The following is an 18731-nucleotide window of genomic DNA, read 5'->3' as shown; positions in this document are numbered from 1 at the left end:
ACGTGACCGTAGTTTCCCGCCGATGACCATGTCTTGTTCCTTTCCGAGGGTGGCGTGATGGACGCAGGAGCACAGTTGTCTCGCAGTCAGGATATCGCCACGAAAATTACTCGCGTGCTGCACAAGCGCACCCAGGGCGCGCAGGAACGGCTGACTCAACGTGTGCGCGACGCGCTCGACGGTGAGCGCGCCAATCACCAGACCGGGCGCGCAGTGGCCGCGTCATTCGATCCATTGCAGGCATGGCAGTACGCGATCGACGTCGCGCAACGGTCGCTGCTCTTCTGGAACGTGCTGGTCGAGCGCGGCACCGAGTTCGTGGAGCGAAGCGCACAAGGGCCGACCCCCGTGCTGCATTTCGACTATGACGTGATCCTCGATGGGCGACGGTTTGAACGCCCCGTGAACTACGCATTGCTTCAGCTTCGCCCGCCGCAAGGCGCTGTCGTGGATGTGAACAAGCGCCCTTATCTGATCATCGATCCCCGCGCGGGGCACGGGCCAGGCATCGGCGGATTCAAGGACGACTCGCAAGCCGGGGTTGCGCTCCGCGCGGGACACCCGGTGTACTTCGTGGTGTTTTTTCCCGATCCCGAACCTGGTCAGACTCTGCTCGACGTATGCACGGCAGAGCAGCAGTTCGTGAGGAAAGTGCGTTCGCGGCATCCGTCGGGCCCAAAGCCGGCTCTCGTCGGCAACTGCCAGGGCGGCTGGGCCGCGATGATGCTGGCCAGCTCCGACCCGGACGACACCGGACCCGTCGTCATCAACGGAGCGCCGATGTCGTACTGGAGTGGCGCCTGGAGCGAAGGGGCGAGCGACAATCCGATGCGATACGCGGGCGGGATCCTCGGCGGTTCGTGGCTCGCGTCGTACGCGGCGGATCTCGGCGACGGCAAATTCGACGGCGCTCATCTGGTACAGAACTTCGAAAACCTGAACCCCGCCAACACGCTATGGGACAAGTATTACCACCTGTTCTCGAACATCGATACGGAGCCGCCCCGTTATCTGGAATTCGAGCGCTGGTGGGGCAGCTACTATCTGATGAACCGCGAGGAGATCGAGTGGATCACGCGCAACCTCTTCGTCGGCAACAAGCTGTGGTCTGGCGGGGTGAGCGACGGCGGCGGAAAGCCCTTCGATTTACGGGAGATCCGCTCGCCGATCATTCTGTTCGCGTCGATGGGAGACAACATCACGCCACCTCAACAGGCGTTCAATTGGGTCGCCGATATCTATAAGAGTACGGAGGAAATCAAGTCGCGCGGCCAGGTGATCGTGGGTCTGATGCATCAGGACATCGGCCACCTTGGCATCTTTGTTTCCGGCAAAGTCGCGAGAAAGGAACATACCCAGATCTTTTCCGTTCTGGAGACCATCGAAACGTTCCCGCCGGGTCTTTATGGCATGTCGATCAAGGAAGTCAGGAGCGACTCGGGGGAGAGCGGATACGAAGTCGAATTCAGCGAACATCGGCTCGAAGAGATCGGTGCGCATTTCAACCGTTTCGAGCGCGAGGACGAGAAACCGTTCGAAGCGGTTGCCGCTTTGTCGGATTTCAATCAGCGGGCCTACGAACTCTTGGGCCGGCCCATCGTGCAGTCATTCAGCAATGAGGCGACGGCCCGCATGCTGCGCGATTTTCATCCGTTGCGATGGCAGCGTTGGGCGCTGTCCGATATGAACCCCTGGCTGGGCTGGCTGTATCCCGCCGCCATTGCAGTCAAGGCGAGCCGCCAACCGGCTGATCCAGACAACCCCTGGCGTAAAGCCGAAAAAGCCGGCTCCGATATCGTCAGCGCCTCGCTCGACTACTACCGTGCGATGCGCGATGCCGCGACCGAGGCGGCGTTTTTCGGCATTTACGCGAATCTCTACTCGATCTATCTTGCCGACCGCAATCCGGATGACGGCCACAAGGAGCCGGTCACGACCGATCCTCGCGAGCTGCCGTTCGTGCGGAGCGCGCTTCAGGCGATCGGGGAAGGCGGCTACACCGAGGCGCTGGCCCGTGCGGCTTTCCTGCTCGCCCGCAAGGGCGAGCCCTTGCCGCTCGCTCGCCTCGAGATGCGCAAGGAACTGGCGGAAAGCTATGCGGACTATCTTCCCGACATTGCTCCCGACCAATGGCGGCGCATTCGGGGCGAACAGGAGATTATCGCCAGCTACGAGCCCGATCAGGCGATCGCGACGCTGCCCACTCTGCTCGCGCATGGCGAGGACCGAAACCGCTTCCTCGAATTGATCGCCAAACTTGTCGCGGACGAGCGCGTATTGAACTCAGCGCCCACCGACAGCCAACGGTCGGCCCTTGAACGCATCCGCTCGGTATTGTCGCCGCGGCCGGAGCGCAAGCGTCCGGTCGCGGTGCTCGACCGGGCTCGCCGATGAGCCCGCACGCCACATCAGAACCGACGATAGGAAAGCCGATGGAAGCGAGGCATGCGAAGTATCAGCGTCTGATCGAGTACTGCAAGAGTTTGCCGGCGCTGCCGACAGCTGTCGTGCACCCGTGCGAACGCAGTTCACTCGAAGGAGCCGTGGAGGCCGCAAAGATGGGTTTGATCGCGCCGTTGCTGGTCGGCCCGCGCTCACGTATCGAGTCGCTTGCGGCCGAGCATGGTATCGACATCTCCGGCTACCCTATCATCGATGCGCCGTTCAGCCACGCGGCGGCTGCCGCTGCCGTTCAACTCGTGCGTGAGGGCAAGGCCGAGGCGCTGATGAAAGGCAGTCTGCACACGGACGAGTTGATGGCGGAAGTCGTCAAGCGCGATACCGGACTGCGAACGGCGCGGCGCATCAGTCATTGCTTCGTCATGGACGTTCCGCAGTATGACCAGGCGTTGATCATTACCGACGCCGCGGTCAATATCACGCCGACGCTCGAAGAGAAGGTCGATATCCTGCAGAACGCGATCGATCTGGGACACGCGTTGCAGTTTCCGGAAGTGCGCGCGGCGATTCTGTCCGCGACCGAAACCGTCAATCCGAAAGTGCCGTCCACCATCGAAGCGGCCGCACTGTGCAAAATGGTGGACCGCCAGCAAATTACCGGCGCACTGGTCGACGGCCCGCTCGCCCTCGACAATGCAATCAACCTCGAAGCCGCACGGATCAAGCAGATCGACTCGCCCGTCGCCGGCCGTGCCAACGTGCTGATGGTGCCGGACCTGGAAGCGGGCAACATGCTCGCCAAAAGCCTGTCCTTTCTTGCCGGCGCGGACGCGGCGGGGATCGTTCTCGGCGCGCGCGTGCCGATCATTCTGACGAGTCGCGCGGACTCGGTGACGACGCGTCTTGCTTCGTGCGCGGTCGCGGCGCTTGTAGCCAAGGCACGGCGCGAGGCCGGCAAGATCGTCGGGTGACGCCATGGCCGACGTGATTCTCGTATTGAATGCAGGCTCTTCAAGCCTGAAGTTCTCGGCTTTCGACGCAAGAACGGCCCACCTCGACCTCGTTCTGCGCGGCCAGATCGAGGCGCTGTACACGTCCCCGCGATTTAGCGCGACGGACCGGCATGGCGATGCCGGCAGCAAGGAGTGGGGCGCCGGCTACGAACTCGGCCATCTGGGTGCGATCGAGTACCTGTCGGCGTTTCTGCGCGGCCATGGCGACGGGCATCGCCTGACGGCGGTCGGCCATCGGGTCGTGCACGGCGGCCCGCGGTTTTCCGAAGCCGTCGTGACGACGCCGGCCGTCGTCGACGAACTGGACACGCTCACGCCGCTTGCCCCTCTGCATCAGCCGCACAACTTGAAGCCGATCCGGATCATCGCGCAGTTGCGTCCCGACATTGCGCAGGTTGCGTGCTTCGACACGGCATTTCATCACACGCAGACCGGGACTTCACGGGCCTACGCACTGCCTGCGTCCATTACGGAGCGCGGTGTGCGGCGCTATGGATTTCACGGCCTGTCGTACGAGTACATCGCCAGCGTGCTGCCGGCGTTTTCCCCTGCGGCCGCGGCCGGCCGGACCATCGTCGCGCATCTCGGCAACGGCGCCAGCCTGTGCGCGGTGGTTGGCGGAAAAAGCGTGGCCAGTACGATGGGATTCACGGCGGTAGATGGGCTGCCGATGGGAACCCGCTGTGGATGCCTCGACCCGGGCGTGATTCTCTACCTGCTCGATGAACTGAAAATGGATGCGCGGGCGATCGAGGATCTGATCTACAGGCAGTCGGGCCTGCTCGGAATGTCGGGCGTGTCGAGCGACATGCGGGCGTTATTGAACAGCGCCGAGCCGCGTGCCCGTTTTGCGCTGGATGTCTACGTCTACCGGATTGCGCGCGAAATCGGCAGCCTTGCTGCGGCAATGAAGGGCATCGATGCTCTGGTGTTCACCGCCGGAATCGGCGAGCACGCGGCCGCGATTCGCGAGCGTGTAGTGATGGACGCGGCGTGGCTGGGAGCCGAGCTCGATGGCGCGGCGAATCAGCGGGGCGGTCCACTGATCAGCCTTGCGTCGAGCAAGGTGTCGGTTTGGGTCGTCGCCACCAACGAGGAACTCATGATTGCCCGCCACACGCGGGCGGCTGTCGAAGCGTTGAATTCGTGAGCGTCGGCCCACGTCGCGAAGCATGACGCTTGTCGCGACCCAACGCCCTATCCAGGAGTTTTATCATGCCGATCGAGCAACCGCGTTTGATTCTGAAAGATGCGAAAGCGCTAGTCACGGGCATTGCCAACGAACACTCGATTGCCTACGGATGCGCGAAGGCTTTTCATGAACTTGGGGCAAGCCTCGCGATCACCTACGCGAACGACAAGGCGAAGCCTTACGTGGAGCCGCTCGCAAAATCGCTCGATGCGCAGGTTTTCATGCCGCTGGACGTGACGCGGGAGGGCGAGCTCGAAGCCGTCTTCGGGCGAGTCGACGAACTGTGGGGGCAACTCGACATCGTCGTGCACGCCATCGCCTGGGCGCCGACGGCGGATCTGCACGGCGGCCTGTTGAATTCTTCGTGCGAGGGCTTTCTGAGCGCGATGGATATTTCGTGCCACTCGTTCGTGCGCATGGCGCGCCTTGCCGCGCCGCTGATGAAAGAGGGCGGTACGTTGTTGACGATGAGCTATTACGGTGCGAACAAGGTGGTGCCGAACTACAGCGTGATGGGTCCCGTCAAAGCCGCTCTTGAAGCCTGCACGCGATATCTGGCGCACGAACTCGGGCCGAAGGGCATCCGCGTGCACGCCATTTCGCCCGGCCCGCTCAAAACGCGCGCGGCGTCCGGGCTGAAGGATTTCGAACTGATGTTGAACGAAGCCGTGCAGCGTGCGCCTCTGGGCGAGGTGGTCGACATCATGGACGTGGGGTACACCTGCGCATTTCTGGCCACGCCGTACGCGCGGCGGCTATCCGGCGAGACGTTGTATATCGACGGGGGCCTGAACATCATGGCGTGATGCAGGTGGTCGCGCGGCATTTCACCCATCCGCGACGGGATGCTGCGCGCTGTCAACCGGCTGAGGCGGCGGAGCTTGCGTGTCCGGGTTTTCCGCCGCTAGAGACCGGGGAGCCTCGATCCACGCGAGAAGAAGATGATAGGTGACCGCGAGGATGACCGGACCGATGAACAGGCCCACCGGTCCCAAGGCGAGCAGACCGCCTATTACGCCCGTCAGAATAAGCACCATGGGCAGTGCTATCGCGCGACGGATCAGGATGGGACGCAGAATATTGTCGAGCACCGACACGCCGATGGTCCAGACAAACAGCAGAATGGCCGGCAATCGAGCGTCATGGATGAACAGATAGGCGACGCAGCCGAGCATCGGAAGAAGCGGTCCGAGTTGCACGAGACACATCAAAAGCAACAGTGCGCTCAGCACGCCTGCGAACGGAATGCCCGCGATCCAGATGCCGGCCGCGCCGAGCGAAGCCTGCACGACTGCCGTCACCACCACGCCCAGTGCGATGGCGCGGATCGACTGGCCGGTGAGATGAACGATATGGGCGCCGTTCTCCGGCGAGACCCGCAAGGCCAGCCCCGTCACGAGCCGCACGGCCGCTTCGCCTTTGGCATAGAGCAGTCCGCAAACGATGATCAGCAAGATCAGTTGCACGGCGAACGCGCCAACGAGCCCCACCTGAACCATCATCCACCTGGCGGCGACCGCCGCATAAGGCTGCAATTTCGCGAGCATGCCGCCGGGGCCCGCGTCGGATAGCGATTGCCACTCCCGCGTGAGACTTCCTGTGAGCGGCAGGCTGGCGAACCAGTGGGGCGGTGATGGGAGCGCATAGTCCGGCAGCGCTTTGACGAAGGCCATGATGTCCGCCGCATGGTCGGCAAGCGTGGACACGGCGCCGTATGCCGGCACGCAGATAACGACAATCTCGAGCAGCAGCATCACGGTCACGGCCAGCCAGCGGCGCCCTCCCAGGTGCCGCTGGATCCTCAGCATGAGCGGCCAGGTCGTCACGACGATCGTCGTACCCCACATCAGAGCGGGCACGAACGGATGCACGATATACAGGCTACCGCCGACGAGCAGAAGCAGTGCGCAGACAGCCAGCACGATTCGGGCAAGGTCGACCGCGGGCCGGACCATCTGACGCCCGGATTCCGGCGGCCGGGTCGATTGAGCCGGGGTGTCCATCGCGCGTCTTCCCTCGCGGCCTAGCTGAAATATTCAATGCCGCGCGCGGCCGTACTGATCCGGGTCCCCGCCCGGCGTTCGGTGATGGCGACGATGTCCGGCAACGCTCCGATCACCGCATCCTTGCCGGTGTTTCTGGCAAATTCGATTGCCGCCATAACCTTCGGACCCATCGATCCCGCCGCGAAGCCCAGCTCTTCCAGCGCATCGGGATGCGCGACCGAAATCGCTTTTCTGGTTGGCTTGTCCCAGTCCACGTAGGCCGCGTTGACGTCGGTCGCAATGATCAGCATGTCGGCGTCGAGTTCCTGGGCGAGCAACGCTGAACACAGATCCTTGTCGATGACGGCCTCGACGCCGGACAGCTTGTGCTGCTCGTCATATACGGTGGGAATGCCGCCGCCGCCCGCGCAGATGACGATCGTGCCGTGCTGGAGCAACCACTTGATCGGCCGTATTTCGAATATGTGCTTTGGACGCGGGCTTGCGACCACACGGCGGAACCGGTCGCCGTCGGGGGCGATCGTCCAGTTTCGCTCTGCGGCGAGACGCGTGGCTTCTTCCCTCGTATAGACGGGGCCGATGGGCTTGGTGGGATGTTCGAACGCGGGATCGGCCGCGTCGACTTCGACCTGTGTCAGAAGCGTGGCGAAAGGCACTTCGTAGGGCAGCAGGTTGCCTAGCTCCTGTTCGATCATATAGCCGATCATCCCCTCGGTTTGCGCGCCCAGCACGTCCAGAGGATAGGTTTCCACGTCTTTATAGGCCGCGCCTTGCAGCGCGAGCAGACCGACTTGAGGCCCATTGCCATGCGCGATGACAATTTCGTTGTCCGGCACGATCTGCGCAATCTGTTCCGCTGCGATTCGCACGTTGGCGCGCTGGTTTTCCGCGGTCATTGGCTCGCCACGGCGCAGCAGCGCATTCCCCCCTAATGCCACGACTATCCGCATGATGCGCTCCCGAGTGACGGTCCCGCGTGGGCACGACCGTGAATGAAAACCCGTCCCGCCGGATCAGAGGTCCGCAAGTGTCGAGACGAGAATGGCTTTAATCGTATGCATCCGGTTCTCTGCCTGTTCGAATGCAATGTTCAACGGCGATTCGAAGACTTCTTCCGTGACTTCGATGCCGTTCGCGAGATTCGGATACTGGGCGGCGATCTGCTTGCCGACCTTGGTTTCGCTATTATGAAACGCAGGCAGGCAGTGCATGAACCGGACCTGAGGATTATCGGCTGCTTTCATCAGTTCCATATTGACCTGATAGGGCAGAAGCATGTGAATGCGCTCTTTCCACGCTTCGACCGGCTCGCCCATCGATACCCACACGTCGGTGTGAACGAAATCGACGCCCTTTACCGCAGCCTTCGGATCTTCGGTCAGCGTTAAACGTGCTCCCGTTTCTTCGGCAAACCGCCGGCACATGGCAATGTGCTCGTCAAGCGGCCAGAGCGCTTTCGGCGCGCCGATCCTCACGTCCATGCCGAGCTTCGCGCCGATCAGCAGCAACGAGTTTCCCATATTATTGCGAGCGTCGCCCAGATACGCGTAACTGATGGCGGGGAGCGGTTTGTCGGTGTTCTCCCTCATGGTCAGCACATCCGCCAGCATTTGCGTGGGGTGGTATTCGTCGGTCAGGCCGTTGAACACGGGTACGCCGGCATATCGTTCGAGTTCGTCGACGATCTCCTGTTTGAAGCCCCGATATTCGATCGCATCGTACATGCGCCCGAGCACCCGGGCTGTATCTTTCATGCTTTCCTTATGGCCGATTTGCGACGAACTCGGATCGATATAAGTGACGTTGGCGCCCTGATCGTACGCGGCGACCTCGAACGCGCAACGCGTGCGGGTCGAACTCTTTTCGAATATCAGCGCGATGTTTACGCCTTTCAGGTGCTGTTGCTCCGTTCCCGTATATTTCGCGCGCTTGAGGTCCCTGGAAAGATCGATCAGATACCGCAGTTCCCGGCTGGTGTGATGCACGAGGCTAAGCAGACTTCTGTTTCGCAGATTAAAGGCCATGATGCTTCTCCGTCTGAGATGAGTGCGGCAGGAGGTAGTCGGGTTGCCTGATGGGCCTCAGGGTGCGTTTCAATAATCGACTGCGTCCCTGCTGATCGGACATGTCATGCAATGACCGCCGCCCCGGCCGCGCCCCAACTCACTGGCCGCAATCGTAATGACCTCCACGCCGGCTTTGCGTAGCAGCGTATTCGTATAGGTGTTCCGGTCGTAGCCCACTACGACGCCGGGCTCGATGCAGACCACGTTATTACCGTCGTCCCACTGTTCTCTTTCCGCGGCAAAACTGTTGCCGCCGGTCTCGACCACGCGCAAACGAGGCAGACCGAGTGCCTCGGCGACTACGTCGACAAACGGCTTCTCTTCGCGGCGAATCGTGAGCCCGGAGGTGCTCGATTCGTCCGGGCGCACCGAAAAGGCAACGATCTGGTGGACGACCTCGGGGAAGATCGTGACGAGGTCGCGATCGCAAAAGCTGAACACCGTATCGAGATGCATCGCAGCGCGTGACTTTGGCAGGCCCGCAACGACGATCCGGTCGATCGCGCCTTTACTGAACAGCGCCTGGGCAAGTTCGCCGATGGCCTGTCTCGTCGTGCGTTCGCCCATGCCGACCAGAACCACGCGGTTGCCGATCGGCATCACGTCGCCACCCTCCAGCGTGGCTGACCCATGATCCTTGTCCGGATCGCCGTACCAGATCTGGAAGTCTCCTCAGGCGAAGTCAGGATGAAACTTGTAGATGGCGGAAGTCAGCAGCGTCTCCTGGCGACGAGCGGGCCAATGCATGGGATTCAGCGACACACCGCCGTAGATCCAGCATGTCGTATCGCGCGTGAAGAGCGTATTGGGCAGAGGCGGCAGAACGAAGCTCGAATAGCCCAGATACTGCCTGTACATCTTCAGGATGCCGCTGTGCTCGGTGTCGGGCACGTCCTCGGCCACCACGCCGCCTATCAGGAACTCAGCGATGGCGCGCGGCTCGAGTCCCTCGATCCACTGGCGCACTTCCGGTGCAAGGCTGACACCCACCGTGTCCGTACGGATCTTGCGATCGAGTATCCAGCCCAGTGCTTCGGGGTTGCGCACGGTCTCCGTCAGCATGTTGTGCATCTCGACGACGTCGACGCCGCGCTCACGCATCTTCGTGACAAAGTCGAAGTGATCGCGTTTTGCCTGACTGACCCACATGACGTCGTCAAAGAGCAGTTCGTCGCAGTTGCTGGGCGTCAGTCGTTGATGAGCAAGCCCGGGCGAGCACACCATCACTTTGTGTAATTTGCCCACTTCAGAGTGAACGCCGAATGCGGTCTTTTCCATGGTCATCATGTGTCTCCTCATGTTAGAGAGCGAGGAATGTCGCACCGCCGACCATCGACCCGACGACAGGCACGGTCGACGCGCCAGGCGACAACATGCCGTGTGCGGCACGAGGCGTGTCGGCGGCGGGAGCACCGTGCGAATGAATGGCCGAGGTGGGATGAGATATGAACGCGTTTCTTCATCGGCCAGCGGCTCGATTGCCCTTCGTACAATGTGGGCTCGAAAGGCAACGCACACAATAAGACTTTGGTCCGACGCTGGCTGCCGAGGTCATCCGCCATGCCATGTATTCAGGTCGTGCCGCTTCGCGCCTGGTCAGTGGGGGAGGGAGAAGGGCGCCGAGCGCGGCCGAATCGCGGCCTGCAGGGGGCACGGCGCCCGGCGATCACTTGACCGCCGCGGGCTCCACAGAAATGGCGACGGCCTCGTTGTACACCACCTGCACCTGATCGCCTTTCTTGATCAACTTGAGCTGGTCGGGGTCCTGCACGATCAGGTCCAGTGAATTGCCTTGCGGTCCTCGCAGGGTCACGAGGCCGGTCTGATGATTGACCGCGGTGACATTGGCCATGACCGTCACCTCGCGACTGGCCGTTCCCCCAGGCTTCGCGCCAAGCGGTGCGCGCGAGATGTTCTGACTTTCACTCGCGGAGAGTGGCGCACTGCCTTTTTTCAGCGTGACGGTGAGCGCCTGAGTGTATTCAGCCGTGACGTGGTCGCCGAGCTTGAGCTGGCTGAAATTATGTGCTTCCTCACCCACTACGAGTTGCACGACTTTGCCTTTCGCATCTTTTAGCCAGACCGTGCGCGTGTCCGCTTCTATGCCGACCACCGTCGACGTTGTCTTGACCGATCCCGTGACGGACACCTGGCCCGGCGCGCTTTTGATGGCCACGCTGGGGTCTGTCTCGGCGAATCCCGCTTGTGCAAGGGCCGCGAGCGTCGCGACGATGATCAGTTTCTTGTTGGTCATGATGCTCTCTCCTTGGACCCCCGGGCACGTCTCGCCACGGAGTCGGTAATGGGATGCCGTCATCGGGAAGCGTTGAGCCTCGCCTTCGGGCAGTGGCTCACTTGATGGTGTACCCACGGCCTTCCATACACGCGCCCCAGGCGCGATTGAAGGTATCCATCGCGCCTTGAGTCTGTGACTGGGCGGCCGCCCCGGCCGCGCGCCGGTTCTGGCGCGCACGCGATCCACCGACCACCGTGCCCGCCGTCGCGCCGATCGCCGCGCCTTTGCCTGCATCGCCGGCGATTGCGCCGACCACTGCGCCGCCGGCCGCGCCACGCGCCGCACCCTGGACGCGCTCGCCACCGCCTACCGCGGGGCCTGAAGGTGGAGGCGGGGTGTTGGCGACCGCAACCGGGTCGATACCTGTATTGCTTTTCGCCCACGAGTAACACGCGGCGTCGTCTTGCTGCTGCACCTGCTGGCTTTGTCCCTTCGACGGATAGGCGATGGGTTTGGCCTCTACGCCTCCTTCGAATGACAACCCGCCGGCCAACGCAGCGCAAATACAGCACTTCGTTAAGTTATTCACGGCAACTCCTTGCTCGAGTCTTCGCCGATACAAACGGGTGGTCACGCGGCCACCGCCACGGCGGAGGTTGGACGGTGGCGACCCTGTCTCGTGCTGGCCGGCGTGTCAGATGACGCGTGCAGTCCTGCTCCAGCGCGGAAGTGACCGGATCGCGTTCATCATTGCGTTTCACGAGGCTCGTGCGCAATCAGACTATGGTCGTATTGGAGAGCGCGGCTCTGCGGCGCCGGCGACCGATGCGCGCGGATCGCCGCGTGGCAGAGGCGCAGAGGTCTGATGATCCGGACGTGGCGGATACCGGACCATCTAAGACCTTGGTCCGATGCGCATCGTCCCGCGCACGCTCTACGCTTGAAGATCGAGGCTGGCCGCTCGGGGCGCCGTGTTGTGGAGAAGGCAAGAAGGAGAAATCCTGCTCGCCCATCGGCACTACGGACAACGTTCGCGCCTGCCGGTAACGCTTCGCGTCCTGAGGGGGCACGGTTATGCGCAATCGGTCCTTGCCGCGCCACGGTGCCGGACTCCATCTTCCCGTGCTCGAATGGGTTCGCGGCTATCAGAAGTCATGGATCAAACCGGACGTCATTGCCGGTGTCACGGCATCGGCGGTTGTATTGCCGAAGGCCATGGCTTATGCGACGGTTGCAGGCCTTCCTGTTCAGGTCGGGCTCTATACGGCTTTCGTGCCCATGGTGATCTACGCTCTGTTCGGCACATCGCGGCCACTGAGCGTGAGTACGAGCGCAACGCTGGCAATCCTGACCGCCGCCGCGCTCGGCCAGGTTGCGCCCGGCGGCGGGTTGGCACAACTGGCTGTTGCAACGGCTACGCTTACGCTGCTTGTCGGCATCGTGCTCATTCTCGCCGGGCTGCTCAGGCTCGGGTTCGTCGCGAACTTCATTTCCGAGCCGGTGCTTACGGGGTTCAAGGGCGGCATCGCCATTGTCATCGTGCTCGATCAATTGCCCAAGCTGATCGGCCTTCACGTCGTAAAGGGTTCGTTTTTTCACAACGTGTATTCGCTCTTTGCAGGGCTGCCGCACGCATCGCTGGCGACGGTGGCCGTCGGCGTCGTGACGATTGCGATTCTCGTCGCACTCGAGCATCTGTATCCGAAGTCACCTGCGCCGCTCATCGCGGTAGCGTGCGGGATTGCCGGCGTTGGCCTGCTCGGACTGCAGAAGTACGGGGTCGATGTCGTCGGTCATATTCCGACGGGCCTGCCTTCTCTTGTAATGCCGGACCTTTCGCTGATCGAGCAGCTATGGCCGGCTGCCGCGGGCATCGCATTGATGAGCTTTACTGAAACCATTGCTTCAGGACGAGCGTTCGTGCACAGCGGAGAGGCGGCGCCGTTGCCGAACCGGGAATTGCTGGCCACAGGCCTGGGCAATGCCGCGGGGGCGCTGTTGGGTTCGATGCCTGCGGGCGGCGGCACGACCCAGACGGCGGTTAATCGTCTCGTGGGTGCGCATACGCAACTGGCGGAACTGGTCACGGCAGCCGTTACCTTGGGGACGATGCTGCTGCTCGCACCACTGATCGGCCTGATGCCGCATGCGACGCTCGCCGCCGTGGTGATCGTTTACTCGATCGGCCTGCTCAAACCAGCGGATTTTCGCGCCATCCTGGCGGTCAGGCGGACCGAGTTCGTCTGGGCGCTCGTGGCGCTCGCGGGGGTCGTGTTGCTGGGCACGTTGAAAGGTATTCTGGTTGCCATTCTGGTATCACTCGCGGCGCTCGCCTATCAGGTCTCCGATCCGCCCGTCTATGAGTTGCGCCGCAAACGTGGCACCAACGTATTTCGCCCGGTATCAGACGAGCATCCGGACGATGAACAGTTCCCCGGAATACTGCTTCTGCGGCCCGAGGGGCGCATCTTCTTCGTCAACGCTTCGAACATTGGTCACAAGATCGTGCCGCTTGTGGAGCGCGCGCATCCCCAGGTAATCGCACTTGATATGCGGGCGGTATTCGATCTGGAATACACGGCACTGAAGATGCTGACCGAAGCGGAGAAGCAATACCGCGAAAACGGAATAGCCGTCTGGCTCGTCGGCCTGAACCCTGAAGTATTCGCCATGGTGCAAAACGCGCCGCTCGGCAAGACGCTGGGACATGGGCGCATGTTTCTCAACCTCGAGCAGGCGCTTGCCGCCTGGTGCTCGCAAGAGCGAAAGCACGCGGCGCCGGACGCGAGACAGGGCAGTGTGCATTGAAGCACCCAGGATCATTGAAGACGGATGGTGGCGTAACGGTTGTGTCAGAGGGACGGACCGATGACACGGGCATAACGAGGCAAGAGCAGATCAGGCAGGGGATATCATGGATAAGGCTGTTTCACGAAAGGCGGCAGGCGCTGCGTCTGCCAAGGGCACTCCCCACCGCACGCCGGACGAGAGGGCGGCTGAAGGCCGACTCCTGCGTGATTCGGTGCCGCGCTCGTCACAGGGCGGATGGAAGCAGCCCGATAGTCGCCGCGATATCCTCGAGCTTCTCGACGAATCCAATGAGGGCCGCCTGCCGAGCCTGGTGCCGATCCGGTTCGGGCGTATGGCCGCCTCTCCATTCGCGTTCTATCGCGGCGCGGCGGCGTTGATGGCGGCCGATCTGGCGACCACGGCAACGAGCGGGCTGCGGGTCCAGGCGTGCGGCGACGCACACCTGATGAACTTTGGCGGATTCGCGACGCCGGAGCGCAACGTCATTTTCGACATCAACGATCTGGACGAAACCTTGCCCGCTCCCTTCGAGTGGGATCTGAAGCGGCTCGCCGCCAGTGTCGTGATCGCCGCGCAGCATCTGGAGTTGCCTTATGGTGACACAACACGTATCACCATGGATCTCGTGCGCGAGTACCGCGAACGCATGCACGACTATGCATCCATGCGCGCGCTCGACGTGTGGTACGACCGCATCGACCTGCAAAAGTACCAGGATCGGACAGGAGACCCCGCGATCGTCGAGGCCGCGCGCAAGCGCATCGCGCAGCGAATCGAAATGGAACGCCGCAGGACCGTGCCGGACCATCTATATCCGAAGCTCGTCACGGAGGCGGACGGGCAGCCCCGTATCAAGGAAGAGCCGCCGCTCATCTTTCATCCCACCGAGGATATCGCTCCAGGTCTTCAGTCGGGCTACGCGGACGCCATTGCCTCGTATCGCGAGAGTCTCCCGGAACATGTGCGCTGCCTGTTCGACCGGTTCCACTTCGTTGATCTGGCGCTCAAGGTGGTCGGCGTGGGCAGCGTCGGCACGATGTGCGGAGTGGGTCTGTTCATGGCGTCGGACAACGATCCGCTGTTCCTGCAGGTCAAGGAAGCAAAAAAGTCGGTCCTCGAACCTTATGCGGGGAAAAGCCTGCATCCCAACCATGGGCAACGGGTCGTTGCCGGTTATCGCATCATGCAGTCCGCCAGCGATGTGTTTCTCGGTTGGAGCCGCGGTCAGAATGGGCGCGACTTTTACATCCGCCAGCTTCGCGACATGAAAATGTCGGTCGTGATCGAGTCGCTCGACGTGGGCATGCTCCGGCAATATGCGCGCATGTGCTCGCATGCGCTGGCACGTGCTCATGCGCGCTCGGGCGACGCCGCAATGATCGCCGGGTATATGGGTTCGGGCCAGACTTTCGACGACGCGATCACCGAGTTCGCCGCGGAATACAGTTCGCAGAACCGGCGAGACTACCGGCAATTCGTTCATGCGATCCGTGACGGACGGATCGAAGCGATCATTGAAAGCTGAACTGTTCGATAGGGGCCGCCGCGAGGTCAAGCTTGATTGGAGGTGCGGAGAGAAACATGTTCAGGCTGTCAGGTTGCTTGACTCTGCTCCTGTCGTTGACCGCGAGCGCAGCTATCCATCAGGACCTTCACGATGACTCGCACGAGAGGTCGACAACCGCGGGAGCGGCTTCGGCGCCGGAAGAGGCGGATTTCGACAGCGCGCTGCGCCGTTACGGAATCGGGCGTGGCTCTGAAAAAGCGCGCATTCTGTCGACGTGGCTCGATGCGGTGCTGCGCGATCCGGCCATCAGGAAGCGTATGCCGGGCGGCGCGCGCGAACTCGAGCATGACTTTCTGGACGCCGACAAACGGACCGCGCTGATCTCGGGCGGTCTGGCACGTCTTACTCCTGCGGACCGGCTACGCTACCTGCAACTGTTCACCCGTCTTCTCGACGAACTCGTTCCAGTGAATTGCTTTGGGCTAGTCGATATCTCCGCCGTGATGAACCGCATCACCATCGCTCAGATGTCGGACGCCGATGCTGAACTGTATCTCGATCTTCTTTATAAGGTACTGGTAAGCGGCGGGACGGACGCGACAGTGCGTTTGCCGACGGCACAGCAATTCGCGGCGGCGGTCGAGGAACTGTCTCGCGCAATTGTCATCGAGCTCCATGCGGATCCGGTCGACCTCGAACGGTACCAGTTCTACAGCACGCATCGTTCGGTTGCAACGCCCGCTGACGTATGCTGGACGACGAGGGTTACGCTGCACGCTATCGCGAAGATGCCCGAGGCGGAGCGCGACTTTGTGCTGCTGCCTGCCATCACGCCGCCGGGTGATGCAACGCTGGCCAATCCCGCTGACGATGCGCGCGAGGCGCCGCTTCCTTCTTCTGCCGGACATCCCGCCACGACACTGCCTTGACGGTGCCGGCTTTATGGGTGACATGATTCGCAGATCAGCGGGGCTTGCCGGGGTTGATCTGGATCATTACCGCCGGTCGTCGCGCGCCGATGATGAAGACGGTCGAGGCAGGCAGCTGAATCCGGCTCGCCTCCGGCTCATATTGTCGGCGCGAGGAGTGATGAATCGAAACATCGGCGAGCAGGTCGTGACGCGGCGCAGGGAGTAAATCGATATTTCAGGAGGCGCGGCAATGAGCATACTCAGCAGACTATGGCATCGCGATGACGAACGCCCCACGCAAGATCAGCAGCAGCGGATCGACGCAACGATCGAGCGTATCGTCACGATGATCCCCCGGTTGCGCATGGCAAGGCGTTACCGTGAACGCCTTGCGTCCGCCGTCGCCGCCTATCTGCGTGACGAGGCGAAAATCCTTGCCTCGTTGCCCGCAGCGCACGAGGCGAGTGTTGGCGCATGGTCCTCCGATCCCTATCTGCGCGCATTCTTTGCAACGCCCGAAGACTTGACGGCGGCGTTCAGCCGCTCAGAGGCGTTGCGTGAATATTTCGACCGGCACCCTGATCTGGAGGAAGCCTATGCGGTACTCGGGATGGCGATGACCGAACGCCACGTGCTCGGCGTCGCGATGGAGGGCGAAACTATTCGTCGCGACGTTGCGCAAACCACGATCTGTTTCGGGGACCATCAGGTCCGAATATGCGCCGGCAGCGAGGCCGCCCTTCATCGGGAAATTGGCGGGCGGCTCGTCGAGCAACTGGCGCTGGAGGGTTTGGCAAAGCTGGCGGCGGACCGTCGCGAACTGCAGTCGCGTGGACGCGAACTACTGCAGGAGCGCTTCGCTTTGTTTCAGACACAAGGCGTAGGTATGCGCTCCGTGGCTGGCGGCGGCGACGAGGCCAGTGCTGACGAGTTGGCGCGTCTGCACGCCGCGATAGAAGCGAATGCCGCCGAACTCGCCGCGCTCAGCGCACCCACCGAGGTGATCGAACTCGAATTTGAACGCGTTTGCGAAGTGCTGTCAGAGTCTTCCGCACATATTTACCTGACGAAGAAACGGTTGCGCATCGATTTGATGAACGTGGTGCAACCCCACGGCGCGCGAGGTAGCCACGATATCGAATTCAATTTTGCTCGAGTCCCCGGCAGCAAGCCGGAGCAGCGTGCTTTTTCGGTGGTGCGGTATTTTCGGCGCGAGTTGCTGCCGGCCGGATTGCATATCGATCCCGCCATCAGGGCGCTTTAGTGGGCGCAATCGGTCCTGCATCGGTAATGCTGAGTCGCCTAGCTTTGCAGCTGGTACGTCGCTATTGGTAGGCACGCTCTCATGCGTGCCGATAGAGACGCGCAAGGGGGGACTTCGTTGAAAGTGCCATTAGCCAATTGCATGACTTTATCGTCCTGTGCGATTGGCTGCAGATATGGAATATCAGCTACGAGTTCAGTCAGCCGAAAACGTGAGACTGTTCTTTTTATCATGCGTCAATGCTGCATTGCACTCACCGACGCTGTAGATCGGATTAATCGCATCACGTTGACGACGCAGATCTCGTGGCGGACCAAAGTCCTATATCTAACGGTTTCCCAGTAAGGTAGCCTGAAATCGGATGTGCCACGGCGTAGGTGCGTCCGGTGCCGATCGTCGTGGGCGCTGGACCGCAAGCGGATCTCATTGAATGCTTCCGGCAGTAAGACCCACGTCGAATGAACTCGGGTGAAGTCGCCAAGTCGGGCCCGAGGTTAAAACTTCACTAGCGGTTCTGATGCGACTTCGTCCGGAATGTTCTAGTGAGATATGAAAGGGCTCGTGGCGAGCGTCGCGACCACGCACGCGCTTTCTCGATTCGCGGCTTGCCATAGCAATGAAGCTCGGACTGCGAGGAGGCATAACACGAGGAAACAGCGTGGGCAGAGACGCAATGTGGCGCGCGTGTTCAGTTCCTCCAGGTTTCCTGGCAGATTGCCCGCGTCCGGCGCAGTCGAAGATAACGGACAACTAATAACGCATGTTGCTGCTGGCCTTGCCCCTTGAGGCCGTCGTCTATTGGAGAGTCGAGGTGAGTAGTGACCGTCGATCGAGTCGGGAACTTTGCGCAATCGCTCTCGTTTTCCTTACTCAGATAATTGCAGCCGGTTTCGCATGCGGCGACGAAATCACTCTGCAAACGAACCTGTACAACACACATTACCACTACGATCCCGGCCACATACCTTATTCACCTTTGGTCGTCGCAGAGTGGCGTCGAGGCGACGGGTGGTTGATCGGAGGCGGGGCATTTATCAATTCGTTCGGGCAGTTTTCACAGACGGTGTACGGTGGATATCTCTGGAACGTCGCCGACACGGGTTTTTACGCGAAGCTGGTGGGTGGTATCGTTCACGGTTACACCGGCGAATACAAAGACAAGATGCCAATCAACGTTGGCGGCTTCGCTCCCGGCGTCATCCCTGCCATCGGTTATAGATTGGGGCCCGTGCGGATTGAAACGCAATTTCTGTGGACCAGTGGTCTTATGATCACCGGAGGCATCGCGTTCTGAAGGCTATTCTGGGTATCCTCGCGCCGTTCGC

Annotated in this window: 14 protein-coding genes and 1 pseudogene; 9 read left to right on the top strand and 6 right to left on the bottom strand. The window is 61.6% G+C overall.

Annotation, left to right across the window (positions count from 1 at the left end; all coding sequences use genetic code 11):
* The first annotated feature begins 57 nt into the window (after positions 1-57).
* The 4 genes from CJU94_RS15710 to fabI all read left to right on the top strand — a co-directional run bounded on the left by CJU94_RS15710 (position 58) and on the right by fabI (position 5411).
* Positions 58-2394, top strand: coding sequence for a DUF3141 domain-containing protein (locus CJU94_RS15710; RefSeq protein ID WP_095419474.1), 2337 nt, complete (start codon positions 58-60; stop codon positions 2392-2394).
* Positions 2395-2432: 38 nt separating this feature from the next.
* Positions 2433-3371, top strand: a complete 939-nt coding sequence (locus CJU94_RS15705; RefSeq protein WP_095419473.1) for a phosphate acetyltransferase — start codon at positions 2433-2435, stop codon at positions 3369-3371.
* Between the two features lie 4 nt (positions 3372-3375).
* Positions 3376-4563, top strand: a complete 1188-nt coding sequence (locus CJU94_RS15700; protein WP_095419472.1) for an acetate/propionate family kinase — start codon at positions 3376-3378, stop codon at positions 4561-4563.
* 65 nt (positions 4564-4628) lie between these two features.
* On the top strand, positions 4629-5411 hold the full coding sequence (gene fabI / locus CJU94_RS15695; protein ID WP_095419471.1) for an enoyl-ACP reductase FabI: 783 nt from the start codon (positions 4629-4631) through the stop codon (positions 5409-5411).
* A gap of 21 nt (positions 5412-5432) precedes the next feature.
* On the opposite strand, the gene ydiK is transcribed toward fabI, so the two are convergent.
* The 6 genes and pseudogenes from ydiK to CJU94_RS15665 form a co-directional block, all read right to left on the bottom strand.
* Entirely contained in the window at positions 5433-6608 is a 1176-nt protein-coding gene (gene ydiK / locus CJU94_RS15690; RefSeq protein ID WP_244220849.1) for an AI-2E family transporter YdiK, read from the bottom strand.
* Between the two features lie 20 nt (positions 6609-6628).
* The gene (arcC, locus tag CJU94_RS15685) at positions 6629-7561 is read right to left on the bottom strand and encodes a carbamate kinase (RefSeq protein WP_095419469.1); all 933 of its coding nucleotides are present in this window, start codon (positions 7559-7561) and stop codon (positions 6629-6631) included.
* Positions 7562-7624: 63 nt separating this feature from the next.
* Positions 7625-8635: an ornithine carbamoyltransferase gene (locus CJU94_RS15680; protein WP_095419468.1), complete on the bottom strand. Its 1011-nt coding sequence runs from the start codon at positions 8633-8635 to the stop codon at positions 7625-7627.
* Between the two features lie 69 nt (positions 8636-8704).
* Positions 8705-9961, bottom strand: a pseudogene (gene arcA / locus CJU94_RS15675) (arginine deiminase).
* Between the two features lie 382 nt (positions 9962-10343).
* Positions 10344-10931: a hypothetical protein gene (locus tag CJU94_RS15670; protein WP_095419467.1), complete on the bottom strand. Its 588-nt coding sequence runs from the start codon at positions 10929-10931 to the stop codon at positions 10344-10346.
* A 97-nt stretch (positions 10932-11028) separates the two neighbouring features.
* Positions 11029-11478, bottom strand: a complete 450-nt coding sequence (locus CJU94_RS15665; RefSeq protein WP_244220970.1) for a glycine zipper family protein — start codon at positions 11476-11478, stop codon at positions 11029-11031.
* Positions 11479-11987: 509 nt separating this feature from the next.
* Between CJU94_RS15665 and CJU94_RS15660 the strand changes: the two genes are divergently transcribed.
* The 5 genes from CJU94_RS15660 (at position 11988) to CJU94_RS15640 (ending at position 18700) form a co-directional block, all read left to right on the top strand.
* A complete protein-coding gene (locus tag CJU94_RS15660) occupies positions 11988-13721 on the top strand; it encodes a SulP family inorganic anion transporter (RefSeq protein WP_095419465.1) in 1734 nt (577 codons plus the stop codon).
* 106 nt (positions 13722-13827) lie between these two features.
* Positions 13828-15249 (top strand): DUF2252 domain-containing protein, encoded by a 1422-nt coding sequence (locus CJU94_RS15655; protein ID WP_095419464.1) that lies wholly within the window; start codon positions 13828-13830, stop codon positions 15247-15249.
* 269 nt (positions 15250-15518) lie between these two features.
* Positions 15519-16160, top strand: a complete 642-nt coding sequence (locus CJU94_RS15650) for a hypothetical protein (protein ID WP_244220848.1) — start codon at positions 15519-15521, stop codon at positions 16158-16160.
* A gap of 328 nt (positions 16161-16488) precedes the next feature.
* Complete coding sequence (locus CJU94_RS15645; RefSeq protein ID WP_095420390.1) at positions 16489-17406, top strand: hypothetical protein; 918 nt, start codon at positions 16489-16491, stop codon at positions 17404-17406.
* Between the two features lie 760 nt (positions 17407-18166).
* Complete coding sequence (locus tag CJU94_RS15640) at positions 18167-18700, top strand: sn-glycerol-3-phosphate transporter (RefSeq protein ID WP_095419462.1); 534 nt, start codon at positions 18167-18169, stop codon at positions 18698-18700.
* Positions 18701-18731 lie beyond the last annotated feature (31 nt).

It is taken from the genome of Paraburkholderia aromaticivorans (assembly GCF_002278075.1).
Classification (GTDB): domain Bacteria; phylum Pseudomonadota; class Gammaproteobacteria; order Burkholderiales; family Burkholderiaceae; genus Paraburkholderia; species Paraburkholderia aromaticivorans.
The sequence above is the reverse complement of the archived record's forward strand: the minus strand, read 5'-3'. Positions and strand labels throughout refer to the sequence as shown.